This window comes from Tessaracoccus antarcticus (assembly GCF_003688855.1).
In the GTDB taxonomy this organism is placed as follows: Bacteria; Actinomycetota; Actinomycetes; order Propionibacteriales; family Propionibacteriaceae; genus Arachnia; species Arachnia antarctica.
Genome location: NZ_REFW01000004.1, coordinates 224173 through 248445 on the forward strand (window position 1 = coordinate 224173; position 24273 = coordinate 248445).

21 protein-coding genes and 2 riboswitches are annotated in these 24273 nt (G+C 68.7%); of the genes, 4 read left to right on the forward strand and 17 right to left on the reverse strand.

Annotation, left to right across the window (positions count from 1 at the left end; all coding sequences use genetic code 11):
- From EAX62_RS14130 to EAX62_RS16570, 14 genes are all read right to left on the reverse strand, one after another.
- Complete coding sequence (locus tag EAX62_RS14130; protein WP_147454112.1) at window positions 1-741, reverse strand: hypothetical protein; 741 nt, start codon at window positions 739-741, stop codon at window positions 1-3.
- Between the two features lie 94 nt (window positions 742-835).
- Window positions 836-3043: an immunoglobulin domain-containing protein gene (locus EAX62_RS14135; RefSeq protein WP_121902370.1), complete on the reverse strand. Its 2208-nt coding sequence runs from the start codon at window positions 3041-3043 to the stop codon at window positions 836-838.
- Window positions 3044-3087: 44 nt separating this feature from the next.
- On the reverse strand, window positions 3088-4809 hold the full coding sequence (locus EAX62_RS14140; RefSeq protein ID WP_147454113.1) for a hypothetical protein: 1722 nt from the start codon (window positions 4807-4809) through the stop codon (window positions 3088-3090).
- A 91-nt stretch (window positions 4810-4900) separates the two neighbouring features.
- A riboswitch (cobalamin riboswitch) is annotated at window positions 4901-5038 on the reverse strand.
- 17 nt (window positions 5039-5055) lie between these two features.
- The gene (locus tag EAX62_RS14145) at window positions 5056-5736 is read right to left on the reverse strand and encodes a hypothetical protein (protein WP_147454114.1); all 681 of its coding nucleotides are present in this window, start codon (window positions 5734-5736) and stop codon (window positions 5056-5058) included.
- A complete protein-coding gene (locus tag EAX62_RS14150; protein WP_121902373.1) occupies window positions 5733-6674 on the reverse strand; it encodes a vWA domain-containing protein in 942 nt (313 codons plus the stop codon). Before EAX62_RS14150 ends, EAX62_RS14145 begins: the two co-directional genes overlap by 4 nt.
- The gene (locus EAX62_RS14155) at window positions 6671-7636 is read right to left on the reverse strand and encodes a VWA domain-containing protein (protein WP_121902374.1); all 966 of its coding nucleotides are present in this window, start codon (window positions 7634-7636) and stop codon (window positions 6671-6673) included. Before EAX62_RS14155 ends, EAX62_RS14150 begins: the two co-directional genes overlap by 4 nt.
- Window positions 7627-8109, reverse strand: coding sequence for a hypothetical protein (locus EAX62_RS14160; protein WP_121902375.1), 483 nt, complete (start codon window positions 8107-8109; stop codon window positions 7627-7629). Before EAX62_RS14160 ends, EAX62_RS14155 begins: the two co-directional genes overlap by 10 nt.
- On the reverse strand, window positions 8099-8983 hold the full coding sequence (locus EAX62_RS14165; RefSeq protein ID WP_121902376.1) for a DUF58 domain-containing protein: 885 nt from the start codon (window positions 8981-8983) through the stop codon (window positions 8099-8101). Before EAX62_RS14165 ends, EAX62_RS14160 begins: the two co-directional genes overlap by 11 nt.
- A 3-nt stretch (window positions 8984-8986) precedes the next feature.
- Window positions 8987-10009 carry an AAA family ATPase gene (locus EAX62_RS14170; protein WP_121902377.1) on the reverse strand — a complete coding sequence of 341 codons (1023 nt, stop codon included), beginning with the start codon at window positions 10007-10009 and terminating at the stop codon, window positions 8987-8989.
- Entirely contained in the window at window positions 10006-10890 is an 885-nt protein-coding gene (locus EAX62_RS14175; RefSeq protein WP_121902378.1) for a hypothetical protein, read from the reverse strand. Before EAX62_RS14175 ends, EAX62_RS14170 begins: the two co-directional genes overlap by 4 nt.
- The gene (locus tag EAX62_RS14180; protein ID WP_121902379.1) at window positions 10887-12332 is read right to left on the reverse strand and encodes an ATP-binding cassette domain-containing protein; all 1446 of its coding nucleotides are present in this window, start codon (window positions 12330-12332) and stop codon (window positions 10887-10889) included. The genes EAX62_RS14175 and EAX62_RS14180 overlap by 4 nt, the downstream gene beginning before the upstream one ends.
- Entirely contained in the window at window positions 12325-13341 is a 1017-nt protein-coding gene (locus tag EAX62_RS14185; protein ID WP_121902380.1) for a hypothetical protein, read from the reverse strand. Before EAX62_RS14185 ends, EAX62_RS14180 begins: the two co-directional genes overlap by 8 nt.
- Window positions 13338-14291 carry a hypothetical protein gene (locus EAX62_RS14190; protein WP_121902381.1) on the reverse strand — a complete coding sequence of 318 codons (954 nt, stop codon included), beginning with the start codon at window positions 14289-14291 and terminating at the stop codon, window positions 13338-13340. Before EAX62_RS14190 ends, EAX62_RS14185 begins: the two co-directional genes overlap by 4 nt.
- Window positions 14288-14995, reverse strand: coding sequence for a hypothetical protein (locus EAX62_RS16570; RefSeq protein WP_147454115.1), 708 nt, complete (start codon window positions 14993-14995; stop codon window positions 14288-14290). The genes EAX62_RS14190 and EAX62_RS16570 overlap by 4 nt, the downstream gene beginning before the upstream one ends.
- Window positions 14996-15537: 542 nt before the next feature.
- A riboswitch (cobalamin riboswitch) is annotated at window positions 15538-15611 on the reverse strand.
- A gap of 219 nt (window positions 15612-15830) precedes the next feature.
- Between EAX62_RS16570 and EAX62_RS14200 the strand changes: the two genes are divergently transcribed.
- Window positions 15831-17504, forward strand: coding sequence for an MFS transporter (locus tag EAX62_RS14200; protein WP_121902383.1), 1674 nt, complete (start codon window positions 15831-15833; stop codon window positions 17502-17504).
- Between the two features lie 33 nt (window positions 17505-17537).
- Here the strand turns inward: EAX62_RS14200 and EAX62_RS14205 are convergent, their stop codons facing one another.
- Both EAX62_RS14205 and EAX62_RS14210 read right to left on the reverse strand, forming a co-directional pair.
- Complete coding sequence (locus tag EAX62_RS14205; RefSeq protein WP_121902384.1) at window positions 17538-17873, reverse strand: carboxymuconolactone decarboxylase family protein; 336 nt, start codon at window positions 17871-17873, stop codon at window positions 17538-17540.
- Window positions 17874-17943: 70 nt separating this feature from the next.
- Window positions 17944-18951 (reverse strand): GNAT family N-acetyltransferase, encoded by a 1008-nt coding sequence (locus EAX62_RS14210; protein WP_233557972.1) that lies wholly within the window; start codon window positions 18949-18951, stop codon window positions 17944-17946.
- A gap of 135 nt (window positions 18952-19086) precedes the next feature.
- Between EAX62_RS14210 and EAX62_RS14215 the strand changes: the two genes are divergently transcribed.
- Entirely contained in the window at window positions 19087-20343 is a 1257-nt protein-coding gene (locus EAX62_RS14215) for a cytochrome P450 (protein ID WP_121902385.1), read from the forward strand.
- A 56-nt stretch (window positions 20344-20399) separates the two neighbouring features.
- The gene (glmM, locus tag EAX62_RS14220; protein ID WP_121902386.1) at window positions 20400-21752 is read left to right on the forward strand and encodes a phosphoglucosamine mutase; all 1353 of its coding nucleotides are present in this window, start codon (window positions 20400-20402) and stop codon (window positions 21750-21752) included.
- A gap of 6 nt (window positions 21753-21758) precedes the next feature.
- On the opposite strand, the gene coaA is transcribed toward glmM, so the two are convergent.
- Window positions 21759-22727, reverse strand: a complete 969-nt coding sequence (gene coaA / locus EAX62_RS14225) for a type I pantothenate kinase (protein ID WP_121902502.1) — start codon at window positions 22725-22727, stop codon at window positions 21759-21761.
- 174 nt (window positions 22728-22901) lie between these two features.
- On the opposite strand from coaA, the gene EAX62_RS14230 reads away from it, so the two are divergent.
- Entirely contained in the window at window positions 22902-24254 is a 1353-nt protein-coding gene (locus EAX62_RS14230; protein WP_121902387.1) for a cryptochrome/photolyase family protein, read from the forward strand.
- Window positions 24255-24273: the final 19 nt, after the last annotated feature.

A 24273-nucleotide genomic window follows, 5' to 3' on the forward strand; every position in this document is an offset into this window, starting at 1 on the left:
TTATCGCCCGCCCACCTGGCCAGTGCTGGGGCCACTTCGGCGGCGCCACCACAGCAGCACCAGAACGGCCACCACGATGACGGCGCCGGTGCCGATGAGGGCCCAGGGTGTGGTGGCGGGCACGGCCACGGGCTCGTTGGCCGTGACGGGAGGATCGATGTAGTCGGACGCGTCGGCCCCCGGGACCATGATCTGCTGGCCCTTGGACAGGATTCTCAACAGGGGCGGGGTGCAGGTCTTCTCCTCAGGGGCGTTGTAGCACCACGCCTCGATGCCACCCGGGACGGGACGGCGGCTGGAGGCACCCTCCTGTGAGAACGCATAGGAGGTGCCGGCGGCGCCGAAGTTGTAGTTCCAGTAGGAGCCCGTGAACGTGGCGGGGCACTGCTCGGGGTGCCCGGACATCGAACAGATGAGGCGGCCACCGGAGAAACGGATCTGTATGCCGCCGCGCGCCAGCGCCTCCTCGCCGGAGGCGGGAGTCCCCACACACTGGTTGGCCAGGATCTCGTCATCGACGTCGACGACGAGGAGCCAGACCTGGTTGGCGAGCAGGCACGACCCCACGGCGTTGGCGCCGGGGGATGAAGGTGGGGGTTCGGCCAGGTCATCGGCGTGGGCCACCGCCGGGACCAGCATCAGGGCAAGGAGGATGGCGAGGCCCATCCTGGCGAGCAGGGCGGACCAGGCTCCGGAGCGGGATGCGGGGTGCATGTCAGCTCCCAGCGTACTTGTAGACATGTGGATGCCTCCTCCTGCCCGGAAAGGACGCCGTGCCGGGGACCGGGAAGTCAATCCCGGTCCCCGGCACGGCCGTCGGTGAACTTGTCACGTGTCAGGAGAACTGCACGATGTTGTTGAAGATCTCCTTGGTGACCCAGCCGTAGCGAACGGGCTGGCCGGGCTTTGCCACGTTCTCGACGACCTTGGCCGCAATGTAGGAGCGGCAGCCGTTGCGACCGGTGGCGGGGGTACCGCACTCGGTGCGCCACTGGCGGCCGTCGGTACCGACGAAGGAACCGGTCTCCGCAAGCTTGTTGCCCTTCCAGGCCGACGCGGGAGACGGCAAGTAGGTCAGGTTGTTGAACGCCCATCCCTTGGAGGAGACGAACGTGCCACCGACCTCACGGACGGTGGTGGCCTCGATGAGGGTGCGGCAACGCTGTGTGACGGAGTACGGCTCGCAGGTGGTGAACCAACGGCGGCCGTTGACGTCGTGGTAGCCGGGCGTGTTGTAGACCGTCGCGGGCTGCGAGGGCTTGACGCTCGGTGAAGGGCTGGCCGAGGGACTGACGGTGACGCTCGGAGACGGGCTGGCCGAGGGGCTGATGCTGACGCTGGGTGACGGGCTCGGTGACGGGCTCGCGACGGGCGCCACCGTGAGGATGGCAATGTCGGAGACTGCAAACCCGGCGCCATTGGCGGCGACGGCGCGGACCTTGAGGCCGTTGGAGACGTTGTCCACGTTGCCCAGGGTCAGTGTGGCGCCGGTGACGCCCTGGATGGGGGTCCAGAGGCTGTTGACGTCCTTCTCCCACGTGATGCCCGGAGTGGGGTCGCCAGTGGCGACGACAGTGAAGGTTGCAGTCTCTCCCGCGGTGACCGTGATGGACGACGGCTGGGTACTGAAGGCCGGTGCGATCGAGCACGTGGGGGTGGTGCGGGGCACCTCAAGGGTTGAGGTGCCGTAGCTCCTGCCGGCGACGGCGAAGATGCCCTGCGTCGTGGCCATGTAGTTGGGGGCGGTACGGTCCATGACGCTCTGCCAGGCTCCGACGCCGGTCAGCTTCTGCTGAGCACGCATGAAGGCCTGCGGGGAGCTGATGTCCTCACCGGCCTCGGCGAGAGCGCCACCCAGAATGCCGGTGGAGTTGGCTGCGGAGAAGGTGGCCCAGTAGTGGTTTCCGTTCTTGACCTTCTGGTTGGCCGGGTTGTTGGCCCAGGCAACGGTCTTCTGGATGGCCACGGTGGCTGCCTCGCGCATGGCCTCCGGGTTGAGTGCGTTGTCCCTCGTGCCCACCAGTGCGGACAGGGCCAGGCCGGTGTCATCGGGGGAGCCGAAGCCGCCGTTGGCGACCTGGCGCTTGGCCAGCAGGTCCCACACGTTCTGGGGGACGGGCTTGCCGAGGCGGTTCAGGGCAATGGTGACCAGGTGCGGTCCCCACCAGTTGTTGAGGCTCTTGGCATCGTCAGCGATGAAGGTGTCGAGTTCGGCGGTCAGGTCGCGCTCGCAGCTGAGGAAGTGGTGCGTGTCCTGGCCGGTCATGTCCAGGGCGATGAGCACCTTGGCCAGCGAGTCCGCCTGGGTGATGTAGTCGGCGGCGGTCGTCCTGAGTCCGTCGACCATCTCGGAGACGACGTCCGGGTGTGCCTCGGCTGCGGCGAGCGCGGAGATGCCGTCGGCGAGTCCGGCGGCGAACTGGTCCGCGTCGGCGTCCCACTGGCTGGCGATCCAGTCGGCGGCCAGCGCGGTGCTGGCGGCATTGTCGTACTCGGCCAGAGCCAGGCTGGTGCGCGGCTCCGGGTTGGAGGAGGCGGTGGCGTTCAGCGAGAACGACCAGCCCTCCCATTCGCCGGCGGAGGGTTCGTAACCCAATGCCCCCATGTTCGAGTACTCCCACTCCTGGCCCTGGTCGGTGGAGTGCCAGTAGGACCAGTAGCCGTTTGAGGGGGGAGTGTTGACGCACTTCTCGATGTAGGTGGGGTTCCCGGTGAGGGGTACGACCTCGTCGACGGCGGGGCGGCCGTTGAGCCGGCAGGCGAATCCATCGCCCCAGCGGGTGACCCCGTCGTAGGAGAATCCGGCGGCCCGGACGGCGTCGACGCCCGTCTCGGGGGTTTCGGTGGAGCAGCGGATGTCCGTGCCGCCGCCGAGTGCCTGGTAGTCGAGGACCACCGTGACGCCGGTGTCACCGACGCACGGTCCGGCGTGGTTGGTGGCTGCTGCCACGGCGTCGTCGGCGTGACCTGCGGCGGGGGCAACGAAGCCCAGCAGGAGTCCGACGGATGCGGCGCCTGCGAGCCATCGTGTGATGCGTGACATGTATCGGGGTTCCTTCAGTTGTTCTGCAGAAGCGGGGACGGAGGTCACGAGAACTGGACCATGTTGTTGAAGATCTCCTTGGTGACCCACCTGTAGGTGGTGGGCTGACCCGGCCGGGAGATGATGTCGATCACGCGGGCGGTGGCATATGTACGGCAGCCATTGCGCCCGGTGGTGGCGGTGTCACACTCGGTGCGCCACGTGCGGCCATCAGCAGCAGTCCACGTGACGTCTGCCTTGGGCTTGCCGTTGCCTCCCAGTGGATTGGTCTTCCACAGGGAACGCGGCGACGGCAGGTAGGTCAGGTTGTTGAAGACGTATCCCTTGCTGGTCACGAACCGGCCGTTGACCTGGCTGACGGTGGTGGCCTCGATGAGGGTGCGGCACCGCGTGGTCTTCGAGTACGGCTCGCAGGTGGTGCGCCAGTTGCGGCCGTTCACCGTCCTGTCGCCCGGGGTGTTGTACACGGTCTTCGGGGGCGTCGGCTTCACAGTGGGGCTGGGGCTGGGGCTTGGCTGAGCGACGGGCTTGACGGCGAGGGTGGCGACAGACGACGTGGCGCTACCTGCCGTGTTGCTGGCGACAGCACGGACCCTGAGGCCGTTGACGTCTGCTCCGACCTTGTCGAGGATCAGCGTGGGGGTATTGGCCCCGGAGATGGCGGTCCAAGTGCCTTTGACATCCTTTTGCCACGTGATGGCCGGGCTGGGATCTCCAGCTGCGTAGGCAGTAAAGGTCGCGCTGCTCCCGGAGTCGACAGAAAGTGACTGCGGTTGCGTTTGGAATGCGGGCTTGCCCCCATTCGTGCAGTTCGCCAAGTCCCCGACCTGGGTGCTGTGGGCGGTGCCGTAGCCCTTCCCGATGATGCCGAGGACGGCCTGGGTCGTGGCCATGACATTGGGCTTTGTGTCGTTGAGTTCGGAGCCCCAACCCCCGGCCTTCGTGAGGGTCTGCTGTGCCTTGAGGAATTTCACCGGTGACGTGATGTCCTCTCCCGCCTCACGGAGCGCGCTGGCGAGCATTCCTGTGGAGTTGGCTGGGGAGTACGTGGTCCAGTAGTAGTTGCCGGCGGCGTCGGAGCGTCGATTCAACACGTTCTGGGACCAGTCCACGGCGTCAGAGACGCTCTGGGCTGCCGCAGAACGGTGGGTCGCGGAAACCTTGTCATTCGTGGCCACCAATTGCATGGCTGAAATCCCGACAGCGGTGTAGTCGGGGTCAGCGACGAACTTGTTCCCTTCCCTGTACCCGAAACCCCCGCCCTCCTGATGCGCCTGCATGTAGTCAATGACCCAATCGGGCACCTGCTCTTCCGCCCGCGTGAGCGCGATGGCTATGAGGTAGGGCCCCCAGTACTCGCCACTGCTCACTGGCCCGTCTGTCACCATGGCCTTCAGTTCGGCCACAAGGTCGCGCTGACAGCCGAAGAGGGTGCGCGGGTTCTGACCGGCGACGTCGGCCGTCAGGATCATCTTTGCGAGGCCCGCCGGGTTGTCGGCTGCGTAGGCCGGCCCGCGCCCTTTGAGGTCCAGCAGCATGGAGCGAACAGTGTCTGGCTCCTTGTTGGCGGCGCTCAGCGCGATGACCCCGTCAGCAGTGGTGCCAGCCGCGAAGAACTGGTTGCGCTTGGTCTTCCACGTGTCGGCGATCCACGTCGAGGCGTTGGTGACGCTCGCGTCATCGGTGGCGTCGGCGTGCGCCGTTGACGGCGCCACCAGGGTGAGTGTGAGCAACAGCGCGACGAATACAGCGCCTGTGCGTTTCACGAGGGACAAAGGGACTCCTTGATCAGGAGGCCTGCTGAAAACAAGTATGGGCGCACGCAAATGCACCGAACCCACCGCAGACCACGACGATGAAACCGTTCTTATCCAGGCAGGTGCTCCGACTTCGGTGGGCCACGAGGGCCCTACCGTCACGGTTGCGGGTCAGTTCCGGATTCGCACCGAATTCCCCCACAGCTGGACAGCTCTGACCCTACACTGACCAGCACTTTTCGGCATGGGTGGGGTTCACCAGTTGCGTTCGCCGGAGCCACCATCGACGGGTTCAGAGCCGGAACCCTGCTCCTCGGCGCGCTGCCGTTCCTCCTGGGCCTGCTTCGCGCGCTCATCCAGCTCGTCAGTGCGTTCCTCGGAGGTCGTGGACTTCTCGGGAGGGGTCCAGTTGGCGTTGCCCTCGGATGTCTTGGACTCCACGCGCTGCCTCGCCTCGTTCCACGCGTCGGCCAGGGTGCCACCCCCCGGGGCAGGTTCGTTCGGACATGTGGTGTCGGCGAGCACCACCTGGGCCTGCGTGTAGCGCACCAGGGCGCCCGGGACGTCGTCGGCATCGCGGAGGGCATCGGCACCGGACTCCAGGGCGAGCGACCAGTTGAGCCGTACCGTGCACTGTCGTTCTGCAGGGGCGAGGGAGGCGGCCTGCTGGAAGTCGTCGGCGGCCGCGTCCCAGCGCTGCAGTTCGAACCGTGCCACGCCCCGGTTGTGCACAGGGATCCACTTGTTCACCATCGACACCGACATGGAGCGTGAGTACTGCAGTTCGGCGCCGGTGTTGTCGCGCTCCTGCCAGGAGGTGTTCCCCGCCCGGAGGTACAGCAATTGCAGGGCGAGGACCAGTGCAGCCGCGAGCAGCGACACAGAGATCAGCCCCGGCAGCACGAGCCAGTGGGCTCTGCGTGGTTTCGGGGTCATGCGCGTGCCTCCCTGTGTGCCCGGCGGGCCTGCCGGATGGTGAACCAGCCGTCGACGGACAGGAGTGCGGCCGCGCCGATCGCCAGCAGCCACGCCAACGAGTAGTCGGGTGTGCCGGTCTCGCCCGAGGCAGCACCGGCGCCGTCGGCCCAGAACTGCAGACCCCCGGGGGTGGTGCGGTGGTAGTACGTGCCGCCGAGTTCGTCGGCGATCCTCTGCAGCGTGGTCTCGTTGATGTGGGACAGCTGCGCGACGCCGTCGCGCTCCACGAGTTCATCGGTGTCGGGGCGCAACGCCATGACGCCCCCCTGCTGGGTGCCGTAGCCCAGAACCATGGCGCCGGTGAGGAGTGGGGCCAACGTGTCGAAAGAGGCGGGGACCGCCTCCATCGTCTGTTCCCCGTCGCCGAGATAGACCAGGAATCGGCGGGCCTGGGGCCGGGACCGGGAGGAATCCTCCAGAAGCTGCTCGGCCACGGGTTTGCCCACCGAGATGTCGCTTCCGATGCCGAAGCTCTCCTCACGCCACCCGACCGTCTCCGCGAACGTGACGAGGGCGGTGGTGTCCGTGGTCCACGGAACCGAGATACGGGCGTCGTTGTCCATGACGACGACGCTGTAGCGGGCGCTCGGCATGGCCGCGACCAGGGCGGACACGTCGGCGGCCACGCCGTCCATACGGGGGCGCTGCCCGTCCCAGTCCTGCGCGCCCATGGAGGTGGTGCGGTCGAGGACGATGACGACGTCGGTGGCGGTGGGAGCGGGGGGCTCGTCGCTGCCGGCGATGGCGGGCTGCAGCGCCACGGCGCCCAGCAGCAGGAGGATGCAGAGCCGGCGCCACGCGGATCCCGAGCGCAGCGAGCCGCGCGATGCCCAGAGGTGCAGGGCCAGCACGACGACGACAGCCGCGAGCAGCGGCCACAGCGGAGTCAGGATCATGACGCCACCCTCCGCCGGTGCGACAGTGATGCGCCGGCCAGGCCGAGAAGCGCGAGTGCAGCACCCGGCCACACCAGCGGCACCGACTGGCTGCGGGCGCGACCCGTCATGACGGCGCGCTGTTGGGCCTCGACCGCGCGGGTGATGGACGACAGGTCCGGCTCCGGGCCGAGCAGCATGACGTCCCCGCCCGTGGGCCTGAGGTGTGCGGTGAGGTCGTCGGTGGCGATGACGCTGTTGTCCGACGGGACGATCCCGAAGACGAGCACGCCGCCCTTCACAGCCCGGGCCGCCGCCTGCTCGACGGAGAACAGCGGGGTTCCGCCCACCTGGTTGTCAGTGGCGAGCACCACGGTGCGCGACCGCTGCGCGTCGGTCCTGTCGAAGCGTTGCAGGCAACTGGCGAGGCCGTCGCCGATGAGGGAGGACCCCAGGTCGCCGACGCGGGTGCCGGCCAGTTGGCTGCCCCCCAGCGCCTCGGCGGTCTCCCTGAGGTGTTGCTGGATGTAGGCGGCGTCGTCGGTCAACGGGAAGATGGTGACGGCGGAGGCGTCGAACAGCACGAAGCCGATGCGTTCCCCGTCGAGGTTTGCCGCCAGGTCGGTGAAGCTGTTGATGACGGCGCGGTCCACCTGCGACATGGAGCCCGAGACGTCCAGGCACAAGACGATGTCTCGGTTGCTGCGCTCCTCGGAGACCGTGCTCGCGGACACCGGCCGGGCGGCCAGCAGCGCCACGCCCGCCCCGGCGACGGCGAGGCAGCAGGACTCGATGACGAGCCACCGGAGCTGCGCCTTCGCGAGCTCGGCGAAGCGGGGCAGTGCACGGATGCGGGCGGCGCCGGCCAGTGGCAACGCGCCCGCTGCGGAGCGACGGCGCCCGGGCCAGAACCATGCGGCGATCCCCACGGCGGCCAGGACCACCAGGACTGCGAGTCCGTACCAGGGTTGGGTCAGCGCCATTGCCGGATCACCTCCTCGGCCCCGCCGGCCACGGCGTCGACGTCGGGCTGGGCCGTGGGGGAGAAGCACTGGTCCTGGATACCCGTGACGAAGCTGGCCACGGGCTGCAGCCGGGGGTCACGCCGGGCGGCGGCCGCCAACTGGAGGGCAGTCTCGTAGTCGGCGTCGCCGTCGGAGGCGGTGCCCGCGAACCAGCGTGCCGCCCGACCAATCTGCTGGGCGGCGTCCTGCGCGTTCAGACGACCGGCGTGGTAGTCGGCGGTGGCGGTGCTGATGCGCGACAACGCTGCGGAGCGCAGCTCGCGCAGCGACGTGTCATTGGTGTCTGCGGGTCCCCTCCCCAACGAACGCCAGCGGAGCACTCCGACGGCCATGACCGCGGCGGCGAGCAGTACGAGGAGCCCAACGAGGGCCCACCACCGCCAGTCGAGTCCGATGGGCGGGTTGATCTCCAGCAGGACGTCAGCGGGCATGACGGTGGCTCCTCACCAGGCTGAGGACGGCCGGGACCAGCCCGTCCGTGCCCGAAAGGTGGAGCGAGGAGATGGCGAGGCGAGACAGTGCCGTGGTGCGGCGCGCCGCGCGCTCGGTGCGGTCGGCCTCGATGGCTTCCCGCAGCCGCGGGTCGCGGCGCAACTCCTTGAGCAGCTCACGCTGGTCGTCGAGGCCGACGACGGGGGAGTCGGCGATGGCGGGATCGGTGGGGTCCAGGTCGGCAAGTGTGATCACCATGACCTCGTGCTGCACCACCAGGCGCCGCAGACGGGATTCCAGGTCGGCGTCGATGTCGACGTCGTCGCAGACCAGCACCACGATGCCGCGGCGCCGCAGCGTGGTGGCCGTGACCTCCAGGAGGCGGCCCAGATCGCCCTCGGGCCGGTCTGCGGTGGAGGCGGCCTCGATGTGCCCGAGCATCCGCTCCAGTTCCACGTCCCGGGTGGAGGGGCGTGCCGCACGGATGTCGTGTCCGTCGCACCAGATAAGCCCCACGTAGTCGCCGTGCTGAGTGGCCAGGGAGCCGAACGCTCCGGCCACCTGGATCGCCACGTCGAGCTTGGTCTCGGTGGGACTGGCCATGCCGGCAAGGGACCGCCCGGTGGCCACCGCCACCATCACGGTGGTGCGTCGCTCCGCGACGTGACGCTTCACGAGCAGCGAACCGCCGCTGCGCGCCGAAGCCTTCCAGTCGATCTCGGCGACGTCGTCGCCGCGCACGTACTCACGCAGGTCGTTGAACTCCATGCTGCGCCCGGCGTGCAGCGAGGAGTGGACGCCCTCATACAACCCGCCCACCCGATGCCGGGTGGCGAGCGCGATGGCGCGTCGAACGCGTGTCAGACGGGCCATGGGCTACGGCGTGGGGACAGCGTCGAAGATGGCGTCAATGAGGTCGTCCGGCTTGATCTGCTCGGCCATGGCCTCGAACGTCAGGACGAGTCGGTGGCGCAGGATGGAATGGCGCATGGACACCACGTCGTCGGGGACCACGTGGTTGCGGCCGGCCAGCAGCGCGTTGCTACGCGCCACCTGCATGAACGCGATGGCTCCACGGGGGCTGGCGCCGTACTCGATCCAGCGGGCATGTTCGCTGCCCAGGAAGTCACCGGGGCGCCGGGTGACGTTGATGAGCTCCACGATGTAGCGCTTGATGCTGTCCTTGACGTGGACCCGTGAGCACAACGCCTGCAGGCGGAGGATGTCGGCGGTGGTGGCGACGGGCGGGCCGGGTGTCTCGAAGGTGCCGCGCTCGATGCGGTTCAGGACCTCGATCTCGTCGGCGGGCTTGGGGTAGTCGACGACCTCCTTGATCAGGAACCTGTCCATCTGAGCCTGGGGAAGCACGTAGGTGCCCTCCTCCTCGATGGGGTTCTGGGTGGCCATCACCACGAACGGCGCCGGGAGCGGGTGGCTGGTGCCGCCGATGGTGGTCTGGTGCTCCTGCATGGCCTCCAGCATGGCCGACTGGGTCTTGGCGCTGGAGCGGTTGATCTCGTCGAGGAGCACGAAGTGCGCGTGGACGGGGCCCAGCTCCGTGCGGAAACTGGAGGTGGCAGGGTCGAAGACCTCGGTGCCGATGATGTCGCTGGGGAGCAGGTCCGGGGTGCACTGGATGCGGGCGAAGCTGGCGTCCACGGACCGGGCCAGGGTGCTGGCGGCCAGCGTCTTCGCAAGGCCGGGGACCGACTCCACCAGGATGTGGCCCCGGCTGAGGACGGTCGCCATGAGGGCGCGCCGCAGCCTCGGCTGGCCCACGACGGTGGCGTCGAAATAGCGCGTCAAAGATTCCAGCGTCGCCTCGGCGCCGGCCATCTCGTCGCTGGCCAGCGTCTGACTCGGGAACGTGGCGGCCTGTGTGCTGGTGTCGGCAGTCATTCAATCTCCTGGGTGGTGGGCGTGTTCCAGAGTGTTGTCAGGGTGTCGCTGCGGTGGCGACGGCTCAACGCGGCCGGGGCGACGTCCGGCGGGGGTGTCGCCGATGCGGGCGGCACAGGTGCTGGGGCGCCGTGGGTGTGCCGCAGTGCACGCAGCACGGGCAGGCCCACCGCCAGTATGACGAGGGCGTTGACGGCCGCGCGGGTGAGGTCGAAGGCCACTGAGGTGGCCAGCGTGTAGTCGACCAGACGCTGGAGCGCCTCCAACGGTGGTAGCCCCGGGAGGAAGCCGCCGGTGGTGGCGTCGCGTTCCCCGGTCCAGCCGGTGATGTTGAGCGCCATTCCGGTGAGGACACCGAGTGGTAGGCACGCGAGGACTGCCACCATCCAGGCCACGACGGGACGAAGCAAGCGCAGAAATCCGCCCACGGCGCCCCACATGCCCCACACCAGGATCTGTCCCACCAGAGGCGTGTCGACCAGGCCCATGGCCACCGATGATGCGAGCGCCGCCAACGCACCGGTCAGGAACCCGGCGGGCGCGCCCAGTGCGGCCCCTGCCAGAAGTGGGAGGGCGTAGACCGGCTCGATGCCACTGCCGCCTGGCGACAGCAGCATCCTGACCAGTGCGTCGACGAGCGCAACAAGCAGCACCGGGCCGAACACGGAAGCCCTCCGACCCGCGTCCAGCCAGATCGACGTGGCAAGTACGGCCAGCAGGGACAGGAGGGCGGCCAGCAGGAACGGTGTCTCGGCCTGGAGTGCATCGCGACCGGGAGCGGTGAACGAGGACCAGATGGGCCACGCCAGCCACCCCACGCCCAGCACCCCGAGGGTGAGCAGGGCGGAGCGGGAACGCCAAGCGGCGAGGAGGCGGGTCATGCATGCACCTGCGTCTCGGTGGTGGCCAGGACGTCGGTGAGTCGAAGGTAGCGAGTGGAACCGACGGCGCGGCAGACCAGCGGCTCTGTGGGCAGCAGTTTCGCGACGGCTGAGGGGGAGCCGTCGCCGATGACGTGGTCGTGGGAGACCACGACGAGCCGGTGGCAGGCACGCACGAGGAACTCGACGTCACGGCTCGTCACCAGACGGGTGCCGGCGGGGCGGCGCCGGAGGTCCTCGGCCAGGCTGTGGCGTTCGCGCGGGTCGAGGCCGGCCTGGGGGTGGGAGAGCCACAGCGGCGTGGTGGGGCCGCCGGCAAGTGCCAGCCGGAACAGGGCAAGTTCGCCGGGGCTGAGGTCCACGAGTAGTGCGCGGGGACGCAGCGTCGGGAGGTGCGCCAGGACGGACCCGACGGGCAGGTCGTGCCGGCGCTCCCACGTGCGGGCGGCTGCGCCGATGCGCAGGGTTCCGGGCAGTTGGCTGGGCACCACGTCGCCGCCCGGGAGCTTCGAGATGAGCCTGCGGGCCAGAGCCTCGGGGCGACCACCCGTGTCGATGATGCCCACGCACTCACCGGGGCGGATCTCGATGGCCGTCCCCGACAACCCGACGGTGGCGGCATCCACGAGGGTGCCCGACCCTGTTGGGGCGGCGCTGTCGGCGGTCCGTCGGGGGAACAGGGGCAGGACGATCCCGGACTCCTCAAGGGTCTCGAGCGTCTGCTCCGCCGTGCGGCAGTCGGCGGGTGGGACGTCGAGGGCGCGGGCCAGGGTCAGCAGCGTCGGCTCGGGCAGTGAGTGGGGTTGCCACTCGTCGGGCCGGCCCTGCCAGGCGATGCGCCCGTCCACGAGTTCCACGATGATCTCTGCGTGCTCCCAGACCGCATCGAGGTCGTGCTCCGCCCACAGGACGGTGGCGCCGTCGCGTGCCCTGTCGCGCAGCAGGGTGCAGAAGCGGTCGCGTGTGGCGGCATCGGCCGCGCCCAGCACCCGGTCCACGAGGATGAGGGAGGGTGCAGTCGTACCGGCGCGGGGCAGGAGGCTGGCGCAGTGCAACCGGAGGCGCAGGTCGATGGGCAGTGAGGTGAGGCGACGCGCCAGGTCGTCGGCCAGGCCGAGGTCATCAGCGGCGGAGGTGTCTCCCGTGAGGATGCGCAGGCAGTCGGCGACGGTGCCGCCCGGCAGGGCGTCATCCGAGATCCACAGGGCCGCGGTGGTCAGTTCGTCGCGGGTGGCACCGTCGATCCGTCGTCCGTTGAGGGTGGCGGTACCGCGGATACGTCCGTTGTTCATCGCGCCGGCGAGAGCCCGCACCAACGTGGCACCACCGGAGCCGGAGCGGCCCACAACGGCCGTGATGCTGCCTGGGGCGGCCGTGAGGGAGAGGTCGCCGATGGTGCGGCCCCCGGGGTCCACGCAGCTGAACGCAGCGAGCTCAAGCATGGGCCGCCACCCTCCGGGGTGTCCGCTGCCCGGTCAGGCCCACAGCCAGCGGCAGCAGGACCGCAGCCCCGGCCAGGGCCCACGGGAGAGCGGTGAGATCCCCGGGGGGCGGATTCAGGGCAGCCGTCTGGCCCAGTGGGCCCCTCAGTGCCCATGCGAGCGTGAGCACGAGGGCCGCGGCCGCCTGCGGGACGTCGCTGGCCCGCCACTGCCACACGAGGGAAGGGGTGCCCGGTAGCGCCAGTCCGAGGACGACGGCCAGCACCACCACCAGGGCGATGAGGTCGGTGCCGAACAGATGGGTGGTGACCGCCGTCGGAAGCACTCCCGCGGCCAGCGCGAGCACAGGTCCGGCGGTGAGGAGGAGCAGCATCAGGAGACGGATGATCTCCACGCCGGGGCGGGGTGCCACGCGAGGGCGGTCTGCGCGGGCGATGTCGCGGGCGGCCAACAGCAGTGACGTCAGCCATCCGGCGGCCGCACCGCTGCCCCAGCGCTGCTGCGCCACGCGCTGCCGGGAGGCCAGTGCCTCCACGCTGGCCTCTCCCACGCAGGCCAGCGGGTGGAGTGCGGGGGCCCCTGCACCCAACGTGGAGCGTGACAGTGCCAGCCAGCCCCGGGCACTCACGAGCTGCCCGGCCAGCCCGAACAGCAACACGACTGCCGCCGCACGCAGCGCCCCCACCAACCCGCCGACCACCGACGTGAGGCCCAGCGGGCCCCCGAAGGTGACACCGGGGCCCGGTGACCAGCTGGGAAGCATGAGGAGGGCGTCGGCGGCGGAACCACGCGGGAGAACGAGAGTGAGACCCACCCAGACCAGGGCTGCGGCCAAGGCGGCGCCCAGGGCCGTGACAAAGCTGGCGCGGCGCGGCCCTCCCGCCATGAACCCGGTGGCGCCGAGTGCCACCACCAGCACCAGCAGCAGCACGGGGTTGGTGGTGTTGATGGAGATGGTGCTGCCCACGAGCAGAAGCCACAGCCAGACCAGGGGATGTCCGTCGGTCATCGGAGGCCTCCCCGCCGTCTCAGGCCGGTGACTGCACCCGCGACGGTCACGACCAGGGCCAGTCCGGCCACGCCACCAGCAGCCAGCACCACCGACTTTTCGGGGTGGGTGGCCACGAGGTTTGCCCCCGTGAGGTCCGCACCCACCGGTGGGGGCTGGAACGCCGCAGCGGGTTCGCGGGGTGTGCCGTCAACGGTGGGGGTGGCCAGCCACAACGGCGAGATGGCCGAGTCGCTCACGTTGCGGAGCCGGAATTTGTGGGGCGTCGATGTCAGGCCGCGCGGCACCACGTAGCGCAGCGTGGTGATGGCGTCGGGACGTGTGGCGGCTGCAGTGGTGTTCGCGGGGGCGGCGTCGGCTGTGGCCGTGGTGTCGTGCCAGATGCCGTCAGCGTCGGCATAGTCCACGGCGAAGCGGGTTCCCGGGATGGTGCCGGTGAACTGCAGGTCAAGGACGGAGCCAGCGGGCTTCTCGTCGCCGTACCCATCGCCCAGGATCAGCGGTACGCGGGCACCGAACGGGACGAACTGGCCAACCGTCTGCAGCGTTTCCGTGGTGTCCTGCATGCCGCCGACGCTCACGAGTGCCCACCCGCTGGAGTCGCCACCAGCGCCCAGGGTGGGGATGGCGACGTCAGTGTGTGCCACTCCCGAGGTGTTGGTGATGACGTCGGCCTCACTGCTGATGGGGCGCAGTTCCGTCAGGACGCCGTCGGTGGCGACGGCGAGATAGACGACCACCTGGATGCGCGCATTGGCGTTGCCGATGACGGTGACGGGGAACGTGGCGCCCTCGCGCAGCCAGTCGTTGGTCTCCAATGCGCAGCCGCGTGGGGAGCCGGCGCAGAGGGTGGCTGCCTGGGCGGGGGGTGCAGCGGCCGCGGGACTCACGGCCCACGGGGCAGCGAGCAACAGCGTGGCCAGCGCAAGCGTGGTGGTGCGGCGGATCACTCGTCCTCCACGACCGGCGGCACGGAGGTCTGCAGGCCACGGGCGAAGGCGGTACCGAGCCCGCCCACCACGACAGCAGCACCGGCGACGGCCGCCAGCTGCGACCAGGGTGCGGGCTTGTCGTTGCGTGTGGGTTCGACGCTCTGCCGCTTCACGTCCTCACGGCCCCAGACGCGCGACGGCGACGGGTTGGCCGCGGCCGTGGTCTCTCCCGAACCCGCGGGGCCCGTGGTCGGCTCCTCGATGACTGGTGGTGGTGGTGGTGGTGGTGGTGGCTGCTGCACGGGTGGAACCGGTGGGTTGGCGGGTGGCTGCGGCTCATAGGTGGACCGGCGTGGAGGAGTGGTGCGCCGTGTCGGGCGGCTCGTGGGGCGCCGCGTCCGTGGGGGCGTCGTCGTCCTGCGTGCAGTGGTCGTGGGGGTGGCCGTCGGCGTACTCGAGGTTCCGCCGGTGGGAGTGTTCGTGGCGGTGTTGGTGGGTGAGGCAGTGGCCGACGGGGTCGCCGTCTGCGTGGCGATCCCGCTCGCAGAGGGGACTGGACTCGTCGCCGAGCCACTTGGTCCAGGGCCGGAGGTGCTCTCCGATGCGGTTGGCGTGGGGCTCGCGGGCTCGGTGAGGGTGGGGGTCTCCGTGGGCTCCGTCAGGTCGAACTGGGGCGCGGCGACTGGTTCGGCTTGGCCAGTGGCGGACAGTGTGATGCCCACGAAACTGTCCACAAGTGGCTTAGGTCTCCACTCGTCTCCTGCCAGCCATCTCCCCCCCTCCTCATCGACCTTTCCAAGGATGTAGCGCCACGATCGTCCATCGCCTTCACTGATGCCGTGGATGCTGGTGACAACACCCAAAGGGTCTGCATAAGCGATTTCTGCTGACTCCAGAGGGTTCGTCAAGTCGGAATCCCCCTCTGTTGGGTACGTTTGGTCCGCGCCCAGTTTGATACAGCGAATCAATTGCGTTTCGCTGACTCCTGGGAGTGACTCAGGGGCCTCGTTCCAGTCGATGACAACTGTCTGCCCCTCTTTCGGCCTGCACCAGCCGTCTCGCCAGCCAACACCATCCGCGAGGGCGGCCCCCGGCATCGCCAGCATCCCCACGGCAGCAATGCCGAGCGCGGCAAACCCTGCCATGAGGCGTTGGGGGCGATGTGGATGTGGCACGGGCTGACTTTCTCCTCACGTGGCCCGGCTGCGCGACTCGTGAGTCACGCCACGCAGTCCACGACGTGGGTTACTACGTGGTCCTCCCGGGTATCCCGGCTCGTCCGACAAAAATGTGCGGCATCGCGGTTGCGGGTCAGCGCCGGATTCCCACCGGCTTCCCTCTGGTGAAGGGCCACGCCCGCAGTCTGCGGGCGATCCTCATCATAGCTTCCAGGGTTCGCAGCCCAGCACCGCGGGCAGGCTTCTGTGAGCACGAGGGTGCCCCTCCAGAGTTTTTTGACGTCAAGTGCTGTCAGGGGGCGACGCTGGTTGAAAACAGGAGTACTTTTTCTTTCGACGGGCGAACGACCGCCGGCAGGAAGTCGACAGGGGGCAGGGCATGACCGATCACGCAGCGAAGGGGACCGGACGGCGTCGATGGTTCGGGCTGTTCTTCATCAGTTTGGGTGTCGCGCTCATCATCGTCGACTCCACCATCGTCAACGTCGCCATCCCGTCGATCATCGACGACATCGGACTCACCTCCAGCGGCGCGCAGTGGGTGCAGGAGATCTACACGCTCGTCTTCGCGGCCCTGCTCCTGGTGTGGGGACGGCTGGCGGACCAGTGGGGCCGACGGCGCCTGTTCATCATTGGCGTGGTGATCTTCGCGGGGTCCAGCGTGCTGGCTGCCACGTCGGGAACAGGCACGCTCCTCATCCTCGCCCGTGCTGTCCAGGGCATCGGCGGCTCGATGATGCTGCCCACCTCGCTGTCGCTCCTCAACGCAGGGTTTCGTGGCAAGGAGCGGGGCATTGCCTTCGCGTTCTGGGGCGCGACGATCGGTGGCATGGCCGCCCTCGGCCCGCTGCTGGGTGGCTGGCTGACAACGTCGTTCTCATGGCGGTGGGCCTTCGGTATCAACATTCCCCTGGGTCTGCTGGTGATCGTGGGAATGCTCCTGTACGTGGCCGAGTCCAAGGACGAGCACGCTCGCGCAGGAACCGACATCCCCGGCGCGGTTCTGGCAGCCGTCGGCTTCGGCGGCCTGGTTTTCGGGCTCATCGAGGGCCGCAACTTCGGCTGGATCAGGGCGACGGGGGACTTCTCGGCATTCGGGTGGACCTGGCCGTGGTCGGTGTCCGCGTCGGCCGTGGCAGGGACCGTTGGTGTGGCGGCGCTCGTGACCTTTGTCCTGGTGGAGCGCGGCCGCAACATTCGGGGTGACGCTGCCATGCTCGACCTCAGCCTCTTCACCATCCCGTCGTTCCGCAACGGCAACATTGCTGCGGCCATCGTCAGCCTCGGGGAGTTCGGCGTCATCTTCAGCCTGCCCCTGTGGCTGCAGAGCGTGACCGGCTACTCCGCCTTCGAGACGGGTCTGGCGCTCCTGCCCCTGGCGGTCGGCAGCTTCGCGGCCAGCGGGGTCAGCGCCACCATCGGGCAGCGGTTCACCCCGGTGACCCTCGTGAGGATGGGCATCGCGCTGGAGATCGTCGGCATCGCGGGCTTCGGACTGCTTCTGCGGACCGAGAGTGGCTGGCTCACCACCACACCCCTGCTCTTCGTCTACGGCATTGGCGTCGGACTGGCGACGGCGCAACTCACGGGTGTGGTGCTCGTTGATGTCCCGGTGGAGCGCAGCGGGCAGGGCTCCGGCACGCAGTCCACCGCACGCCAGGTGGGCTCCGCCCTCGGCATCGCCATCCTCGGCACCATCCTGTTCACCACGCTCGGCAGCCGTCTGGACGACGCCCTGCAGGCCATGGGGCAACTCCCCGACGTTGCGCGCCTCAAGTTCGTCGACGCCGTGAAGGACTCCGCAGGCGCCATCATCCCGTCGCTGCGGGCCGACCCGGCAACGGCCCCCGTGGCGGAGGCTGCCCGCAATGCATTCACCGACGCCGCCCGTGCGTCGGCGCTCAGCGCGGCAGCGTTCCTGGTGGTCGGCATGCTGGCCAGCCTCTCGCTGGGTGGCCACAAGCACGACATCCCCCGTCACGCCTCGGACGAGGAGGCGACGGCTGACGTCGTGGCGCCCGACTCCCATCCCCTGCACGCGGCGTCCGACTGACGGCACTCGCCGCGTTGGCTGTGAGTCAGGGCGCTACTGGTCCTCTCGGTTGGACCAGACCTCGCTTGCCCACTGCCACGCGGCGACGGTCGCCGGGAAGCCTCGTGTCGTGAGGCCCAGCAGGATCACCTGCTCGATGGCTTCACGGGTGACCCCGACGTCCAGTGCCTTGCGGACATTGGAGCGCACCGCGCCTTCGGACTGGGCGCCGACGGCGATCCCGAGTTTCACCAGCCGCAACGTGTGATCGTCGAGGGGCCCCGCTGCCTCAACGGCTCCGGCGACCGCATCGTGTCGTTCCACCACGTCGGCGAAACGGGAACGAAATGATCGGTAGATCTCTGGCAGATACTTCCCTGTGTCGTCCATGGCGGAATTGTTCCATGCGCACTGCCCCCGAGTCGGTGACACGTGATTGTTGCGTCGGAGGGGATGGTGGTCAGGTTCGGCCGCCGCGCTGGACCTCGTGCAGGACTTCTGTGCGCCGGAACCCGAACCTTTTGTTCAGGGACAGGATGGCATCGTTGCTCTGGGCGTTGGAGGTGTGGAGGAAGCGCGCTTCGGGGGCCGCAGCCTGAACCAGCGCAAGGTTCTCGGCCTTGAGCCAGGCGCCCATGCGGTGGCCCCGATGCTCGACGTGCACCCAGGTGTCGTCCTGTAGGGCGTGGTCCGGATCACTGGTCTGGATGTAGATGCGCGTGAAGCCGACGGGTTCGCCGTCGGGGGCGGTGAGCAGCGTGACGAACGTGACGTAGCCCCGGCGCGCGAGTCGCCCATCCTGGGCCACCAACTCCTCGACCGTGAGGTTCTGCGGGTCGACGTCCATGTCTCCCGTGGGCACGTCAGCGTTCATGGCGTTCTGGACGGCGGCCATCTGGCCCAGACGATCGGGCGGTGTCGCGCCATGCCAGGAGTGGGCCGCGTAGCCCAGGGCGGGTGCGTCGCTGACGGATCGCCACTGCGCCAGCCGTTCCTCCGGCACCTGGAGGTCAAGCACCTGGTGGTCCTCGGTGAGGACCGTCGAGAACCCTGCACGCCTGGCAAAGTGCAGGCCCGCAGCCTCCGGTGTGACGGCGTTGACCTCGGCGATCAGCGTGGTCAGGCCCGCGCCGTCGGCCTCCTGCGACAGTCGCTCCAGCAACGCCGTCCCGATCCCGGAGCGACGGTGTCGCGGTGGAACGTAGACCTCGATGTTCCCGAGGTGCGCGTTCTGCTCGGTCTCCCACTCGAGTACCGCGGCGCCGAGGCACTCGGACCCGACGAAGACGCCGAAGGCGCGTCGAACGGCCCTGCTCTCCTGGGTCAACTGGTCCAGCATGACCGACTCCGGGAACACGACGGGCGCGTGCCGTCCCGCGGCGTCGCCCTCGTGGTAGGCCGCATACCAGGCGTGGAAAAGTGCCGGGTCATGCGCATCGAGCGCTTCAACGTTGATCACGGCGCCCATGGAACCACATTCGAGGGTCCATAACTCTTCGGTCTTGCTTGGGTGGTGCTCGACCAGAACCCCACCACCCAAGCCCCCATGGTCCGGCGGGGTCCATGCGGTGCTGTGGGGTGGGGGGCTAGCCTCGTGGAACGGATGGGCGAGACGTGGGAAGAGGTGGGGATCATCACTGATCTGCGGTGGTCGAGGAAGCCGGGGGAGGCCGCGGAGCCTCGTGTGGAGAAGGACGGCGACCTGTGGCGCATCCGGTCCATGGAGGTGGCGCGCCAGGTGCTGCGCGCCCGGCATGCCACCACGCAGGCCGGGTTCACGGCCGAGGCCATCCCACAGGGTTTCCTCAAGAACCACCCCATCCTGTTCTCCGATGGGCCACTCCACGACGAGCAGCGCTCCAAGGTGGCGCGGTTCTTCGCCCCCAAGATCGTGGCCACCCGCTACCAGGACCTCATGGACTCGGCTGCGGAGGCCGTGATCGCCGATGCGCAGAGCAGTGACAGCTTCGACCTCGACGAGCTGAGCCTCTACTTCACCGTCGAGGTGACCGCGGAGGTGGTGGGCCTCACGAACTCGAAGGTCCGCCCCATGTCGCACCGCCTCGTCCGCTTCTTCAACCAGCCGGCCTTCGACATCACCCGCAAGGACCTCGGCCGCACCAACAGGCAGTGGATGCAGGCGGCCCTCAACGGTCTATGGCCGGTGGTGCGGTTCTGGTTCTCCGACGTCCGCCCCGCCATCCGTGCACGCCGCAAGGAGCCGCAGGAAGACGTCATCAGCCACCTCATCGCCGAGGGCTACGGCAACATGGACATCCTCGTGGAGGCCACCACGTACGGCACCGCCGGCATGGTCACCACGCGCGAGTACATCTGCATGGCCGCCTGGCACCTGCTCAAGCACGACGCCCTGCGCGCCCGCTACCTCGTCGCCGGCGAGAAGGAACGCCACGCCATCCTGCACGAGATCATCCGGCTGGAACCCGTGGTGGGGCACATCTACCGCCGCGCCCAGGACGACATCGAGATCAGCGACGGCGACCAGACCTGGACCATCCGGGCCGGCGAACTCATCGACCTCTACATCCGGCACACCAACGCCGACCCGCTGACCGTCGGGGACGAGCCCCTGAACCTGTGCCCCGGACGGGAGCTGCCCCGTGGTGTGAACGAGACCGTCCTGAGCTTCGGGGACGGTGCCCACAAGTGCCCCGGCCAGCACCTGGCCATCTCCGAATCCGACGCCCTGCTGCGTCGGCTGCTCGCACGGGACGTCGTCATCCTCCAGGAGCCGGTCATGGGCTGGGACGAGCTGATTTCCGGCTACATGCTCCGTGGTTTCGCGCTGCGGATCGGGCCCGGAACATGGCGTCATGACGGCGCCCCGTCGGAGGCCTGAGGCCGCGCGCCCCATCCGAACATTCGTCGTGCGCAAGTTGCGGCTAGGGTGTTGCAGTGGCTCGACTCTTTGGTACTGACGGCGTTCGTGGCGTCGCAAACGTGGATCTGACGGCAGAACTCGCTCTCGACCTTGCGGTCGCGGCGGCGCACGTCCTTGGCGAGGCCGGTGCTTTCGGCCGACGCCAACCGACGGCACTGGTGGCGCGTGACCCCCGCGCCTCCGGCGAGTTCCTGGAGGCCGCGGTGTGCGCCGGACTGGCCAGCGCCGGTGTTGACGTGATGCGCATCGGCGTGGTTCCCACCCCGGCGGCGGCGTTCCTCGTCAACGAGTACCGCACCGACCTCGGCGTGATGATCTCCGCCTCCCACAACGACATGCCGGACAACGGGATCAAGTTCTTCTCCCGCGGCGGGGTGAAGCTCAGCGACGACCTCGAGGACGCCATCGAACAGCACCTCGGTGAGCACTGGCAGCGCCCCATCGGCGACAAGGTGGGCCGCATCATCTCCGAGCCGCACGCCGTCGACCTGTACGTGGCACACCTCGTGAAGTCGCTGCGGAAGAAGAAGCCGCTGAGCGGGCTCACCGTGGTGCTGGACTGCGCCAACGGCGCCAGCTACCAGACCGCGATGCTGGCCTTCGAGGGCGCGGGTGCCGCCGTCACCACCATTTTCGCCAAGCCCGACGGCACCAACATCAACGCGGGCTGCGGTTCCACCCACCCGGAGACGCTGCAGCGCGCCGTCGTCTCATCCAATGCGGACATGGGCCTGGCCTTCGACGGCGACGCCGACCGATGCCTCGCCGTCGACCACGAGGGTGAGATCGTCGACGGCGACCAGGTGCTCGCCATCCTGGCCCTCTCCCTGCAGGAGGACCACAGGTTGGCCTCCAACACCGTCGTCGCCACGGTCATGAGCAACCTCGGGTTCGTCCAGGCCATGAAGGCCAACGACATCCGCGTCGACCAGACCAAGGTGGGCGACCGCTATGTGCTGGAATCCATGAACGCCAACGGCTTCAGCCTCGGCGGTGAGCAGTCCGGGCACGTCATCATGAGCGAGTTCGCCACCACCGGCGACGGCGTTCTCACGGGCCTGCATCTGGCCAAGCGGGTGGTGAAGACCGGGAAGACGCTGAAGGAGCTCGCCTCCGTCATGACGCGCCTGCCGCAGGTGGTCATCAACGTGGGCAACGTCGACAAGCTGCGCGCGGGCATCGACCCCGAGATCACCAGCGCCGTCTCCGACGCCAACCACGAACTGGGCGAGAGTGGCCGCGTCGTGCTGCGACCCTCCGGTACAGAGCCCGTGGTGCGCGTCATGGTGGAGGCGCCCACGATGGACAAGGCCGAGGAGATCGCCCAGCGTCTGGCGGAGAAGGTCAGGACGCGGCTCGGCCGCTGATCCCGCTCAGACCTTCCGGATGGCGATGGTCTGGACGCTGTGGTTCGGGCCCTTCCGGAGAATGGCGGTGGCCCGGTCACGCGTGGGGACAATGTTGAACCGCAGGTTGGGGCCGTTGATGTCGTCCCACACCTGCGACGCGAAGTCCCACGCCTCCGTGTCGCCGAGCGTCGTGAACTGCTTGAAGTAGCTGCGCTCGTCCTGGAAGGCCGTGTCCCGCAGGGCCATGAACCGCTCCAGGAACCACCGCTTGATGTCGGCCTCGTCGGCATCGACGAACACGGAGAAGTCGAAGAAGTCGCTGACGGCCGGCCCCGAGGTGCCGTCGGGCTCGATACGGGCAGGCTGCAGCACGTTGAGCCCCTCGATGATGAGGATGTCCGGGGACTCCACCACGATCGAATGCTCCGGATCGATGTCGTAGATCAAGTGGCTGTAGACCGGCACCTCGACATGGGGGACGCCGGACTTCACGTCCACCACGAACTGCAGGAGCGCCCGACGGTTGTACGACTCGGGGAAGCCCTTGCGTTCCAGCAGACCCCGGCTCTCGAGCTCCGCGTTGGGATACAGGAAGCCGTCGGTGGTGACCAGGTCCACGCGCGGCGACCCCGGCGCGCGTCGGAGCAGTTCCTGCAGCAGGCGTGACGTCGTGGACTTGCCGACGGCCACGGACCCCGCCACCCCGATGACGAACGGTGTGGGGCGCACACGCAACCGCAGGAACTCGTTGCTGTCGTCACGCAACCGGCAGGCGTTGGCCATGTAGAGGTGAAGGAGCTGCGTCAGGGGACGGTAGATCTCGGCGACGTCCTCCTGGGACGTCGGGTCGCCGAGGCCGCGCAGGCGGGCAAGCGTGGCTTCGTCGACGTCGATCTGGGTGGCGTCCGCCAGCGATGACCACGCTCCGCGTCTCACCACCACAAAGGGTCGGGCCACAGTCGTCTCATCTCGGTTGGCGTCGCCCCCAAGCATGCAGGAGAGCAGGGGGCGGGACAAGCCATGGCGGCGGCGCACACCCCGCCCCACTCATTCCTCACCGAAGGCAGAAGCTGGGGCGCTCGGATGAAACCTCGGGTGACCCTTCCCAGGGTGATGGGGGCGTACGCGCAGAACGTCTCTCGCCCGTCCGTGCGCTAGCGTCGTCCCATGTCAGCCACTTCCATCCTCTGGTTGCGACGCGACCTGCGGTTGCACGACCTGCCCGCCCTCACCGTCGCCGCTGGTGTCGGGACCGTCCTGCCCGTGTTCGTGCTCGACGAGAAACTGCTGGCCGAGTCCAGCGTCCGCACCGTGTGCCTGCTGCGGGCACTGCGGGCCGCCCAGGAGTCCTACGACGGCCGCATCGTCATCCGCAGTGGCTCACCCGAAGAGGTCCTGCCCGAGCTGGCACGGGAGGTGGGGGCGACCACCATCCACGTCTCGGCCGAATCGCAGCCCTATGGTCGCATCCGCGACCAACGGGTCCGCAATGCCCTGGGCGACGACGTGGAGCTCGTCGGCACGTCCAGCCCCTACGCCGTGGACCCCGGGACGCTGCTGAACCAGTCACTCACGCCGTTTCAGGTGTTCACCCCGTTCTGCAAGGCCTGGAACGCCCACGGCTGGCCCTCGCCCGCGACGCTGCCGAGGGGGCTGGAATTCGCCCACGGCGTTGACAGCCTGGAGGTCCCGGAGCCGCAGGACCTTGACGTCGACCTGCCCGAGGTGGGGGAGGAGGCCGCCACGCAGAGGTGGGCCGACTTCCTTGACGTGATCGACGCCTACGACACGGACCGCGACAAGCCCGGCATCGACGGCACGTCCCAGCTGTCCATGCACCTGAAGTACGGCACCGTGCACCCCCGTACCCTCCTGGCGGACCTTGACCAGCGGCACCCAGGGCACAAGCGGTTCGCCACCGAACTCGCCTGGCGGGAGTTCTACGCAGACGTGCTGTGGCACAACCCGGAGTCGGAGTGGCACGACCTCAAACCCGGACTGCAGGACATCATCTATGAGGACCCCGATACCGACGACGACGTCGCCGCCCAGTTCGCCGCGTGGCGCGAGGGCCGGACGGGTTTCCCCTTCGTCGACGCCGGCATGCGGCAGCTGGCCCGCACGGGCTGGATGCACAACAGGGTGCGGATGGTGGTGGCCAGTTTCCTCACCAAGGACCTGCACATCTGGTGGCCGCACGGGGCCCGCCACTTCATGGAGTTGTTGCGCGACGGGGACCCCGCGTCCAACTCCCACGGCTGGCAGTGGACGGCGGGCACCGGGACCGACGCCTCCCCCTATTTCAGGGTGTTCAACCCCGTCACGCAAGGGCTGCGGTTTGATCCGGATGGCCGCTACGTGCGCCAGTGGATACCCGAGCTGGGCCACCTCGCCGGCAAACGCGCCCATGAACCGTGGGACCAGGGAGACGGTTACGACCACGGCTACCCGGAGCGGATCGTGGACCACGCCAGGGAGCGCGACGTCGCGCTGGAGCGCTACGGACAGGCAAAAAACTGACCAAGCCCGGATGTCAAGA

What these genes read in the sequence shown, in the direction of transcription:
- EAX62_RS14165 (WP_121902376.1), bottom strand. Translation starts at nt 8,983, where the DNA reads ATGGCCCGTCTGACACGCGTTCGACGCGCCATCGCGCTCGCCACCCGG.
- coaA (WP_121902502.1), bottom strand. Translation starts at nt 22,727, where the DNA reads ATGCTTGGGGGCGACGCCAACCGAGATGAGACGACTGTGGCCCGACCC.
- EAX62_RS14170 (WP_121902377.1), bottom strand. Translation starts at nt 10,009, where the DNA reads ATGACTGCCGACACCAGCACACAGGCCGCCACGTTCCCGAGTCAGACG.
- EAX62_RS14205 (WP_121902384.1), bottom strand. Translation starts at nt 17,873, where the DNA reads ATGGACGACACAGGGAAGTATCTGCCAGAGATCTACCGATCATTTCGT.
- EAX62_RS14210 (WP_233557972.1), bottom strand. Translation starts at nt 18,951, where the DNA reads ATGGGCGCCGTGATCAACGTTGAAGCGCTCGATGCGCATGACCCGGCA.
- EAX62_RS14175 (WP_121902378.1), bottom strand. Translation starts at nt 10,890, where the DNA reads ATGACCCGCCTCCTCGCCGCTTGGCGTTCCCGCTCCGCCCTGCTCACC.
- EAX62_RS14130 (WP_147454112.1), bottom strand. Translation starts at nt 741, where the DNA reads ATGTCTACAAGTACGCTGGGAGCTGACATGCACCCCGCATCCCGCTCC.
- EAX62_RS14180 (WP_121902379.1), bottom strand. Translation starts at nt 12,332, where the DNA reads ATGCTTGAGCTCGCTGCGTTCAGCTGCGTGGACCCCGGGGGCCGCACC.
- EAX62_RS14215 (WP_121902385.1), top strand. Translation starts at nt 19,087, where the DNA reads ATGGGCGAGACGTGGGAAGAGGTGGGGATCATCACTGATCTGCGGTGG.
- EAX62_RS14160 (WP_121902375.1), bottom strand. Translation starts at nt 8,109, where the DNA reads ATGCCCGCTGACGTCCTGCTGGAGATCAACCCGCCCATCGGACTCGAC.
- EAX62_RS14155 (WP_121902374.1), bottom strand. Translation starts at nt 7,636, where the DNA reads ATGGCGCTGACCCAACCCTGGTACGGACTCGCAGTCCTGGTGGTCCTG.
- EAX62_RS14230 (WP_121902387.1), top strand. Translation starts at nt 22,902, where the DNA reads ATGTCAGCCACTTCCATCCTCTGGTTGCGACGCGACCTGCGGTTGCAC.
- EAX62_RS14150 (WP_121902373.1), bottom strand. Translation starts at nt 6,674, where the DNA reads ATGATCCTGACTCCGCTGTGGCCGCTGCTCGCGGCTGTCGTCGTCGTG.
- EAX62_RS14145 (WP_147454114.1), bottom strand. Translation starts at nt 5,736, where the DNA reads ATGACCCCGAAACCACGCAGAGCCCACTGGCTCGTGCTGCCGGGGCTG.
- EAX62_RS14200 (WP_121902383.1), top strand. Translation starts at nt 15,831, where the DNA reads ATGACCGATCACGCAGCGAAGGGGACCGGACGGCGTCGATGGTTCGGG.
- EAX62_RS14185 (WP_121902380.1), bottom strand. Translation starts at nt 13,341, where the DNA reads ATGACCGACGGACATCCCCTGGTCTGGCTGTGGCTTCTGCTCGTGGGC.
- EAX62_RS14135 (WP_121902370.1), bottom strand. Translation starts at nt 3,043, where the DNA reads ATGTCACGCATCACACGATGGCTCGCAGGCGCCGCATCCGTCGGACTC.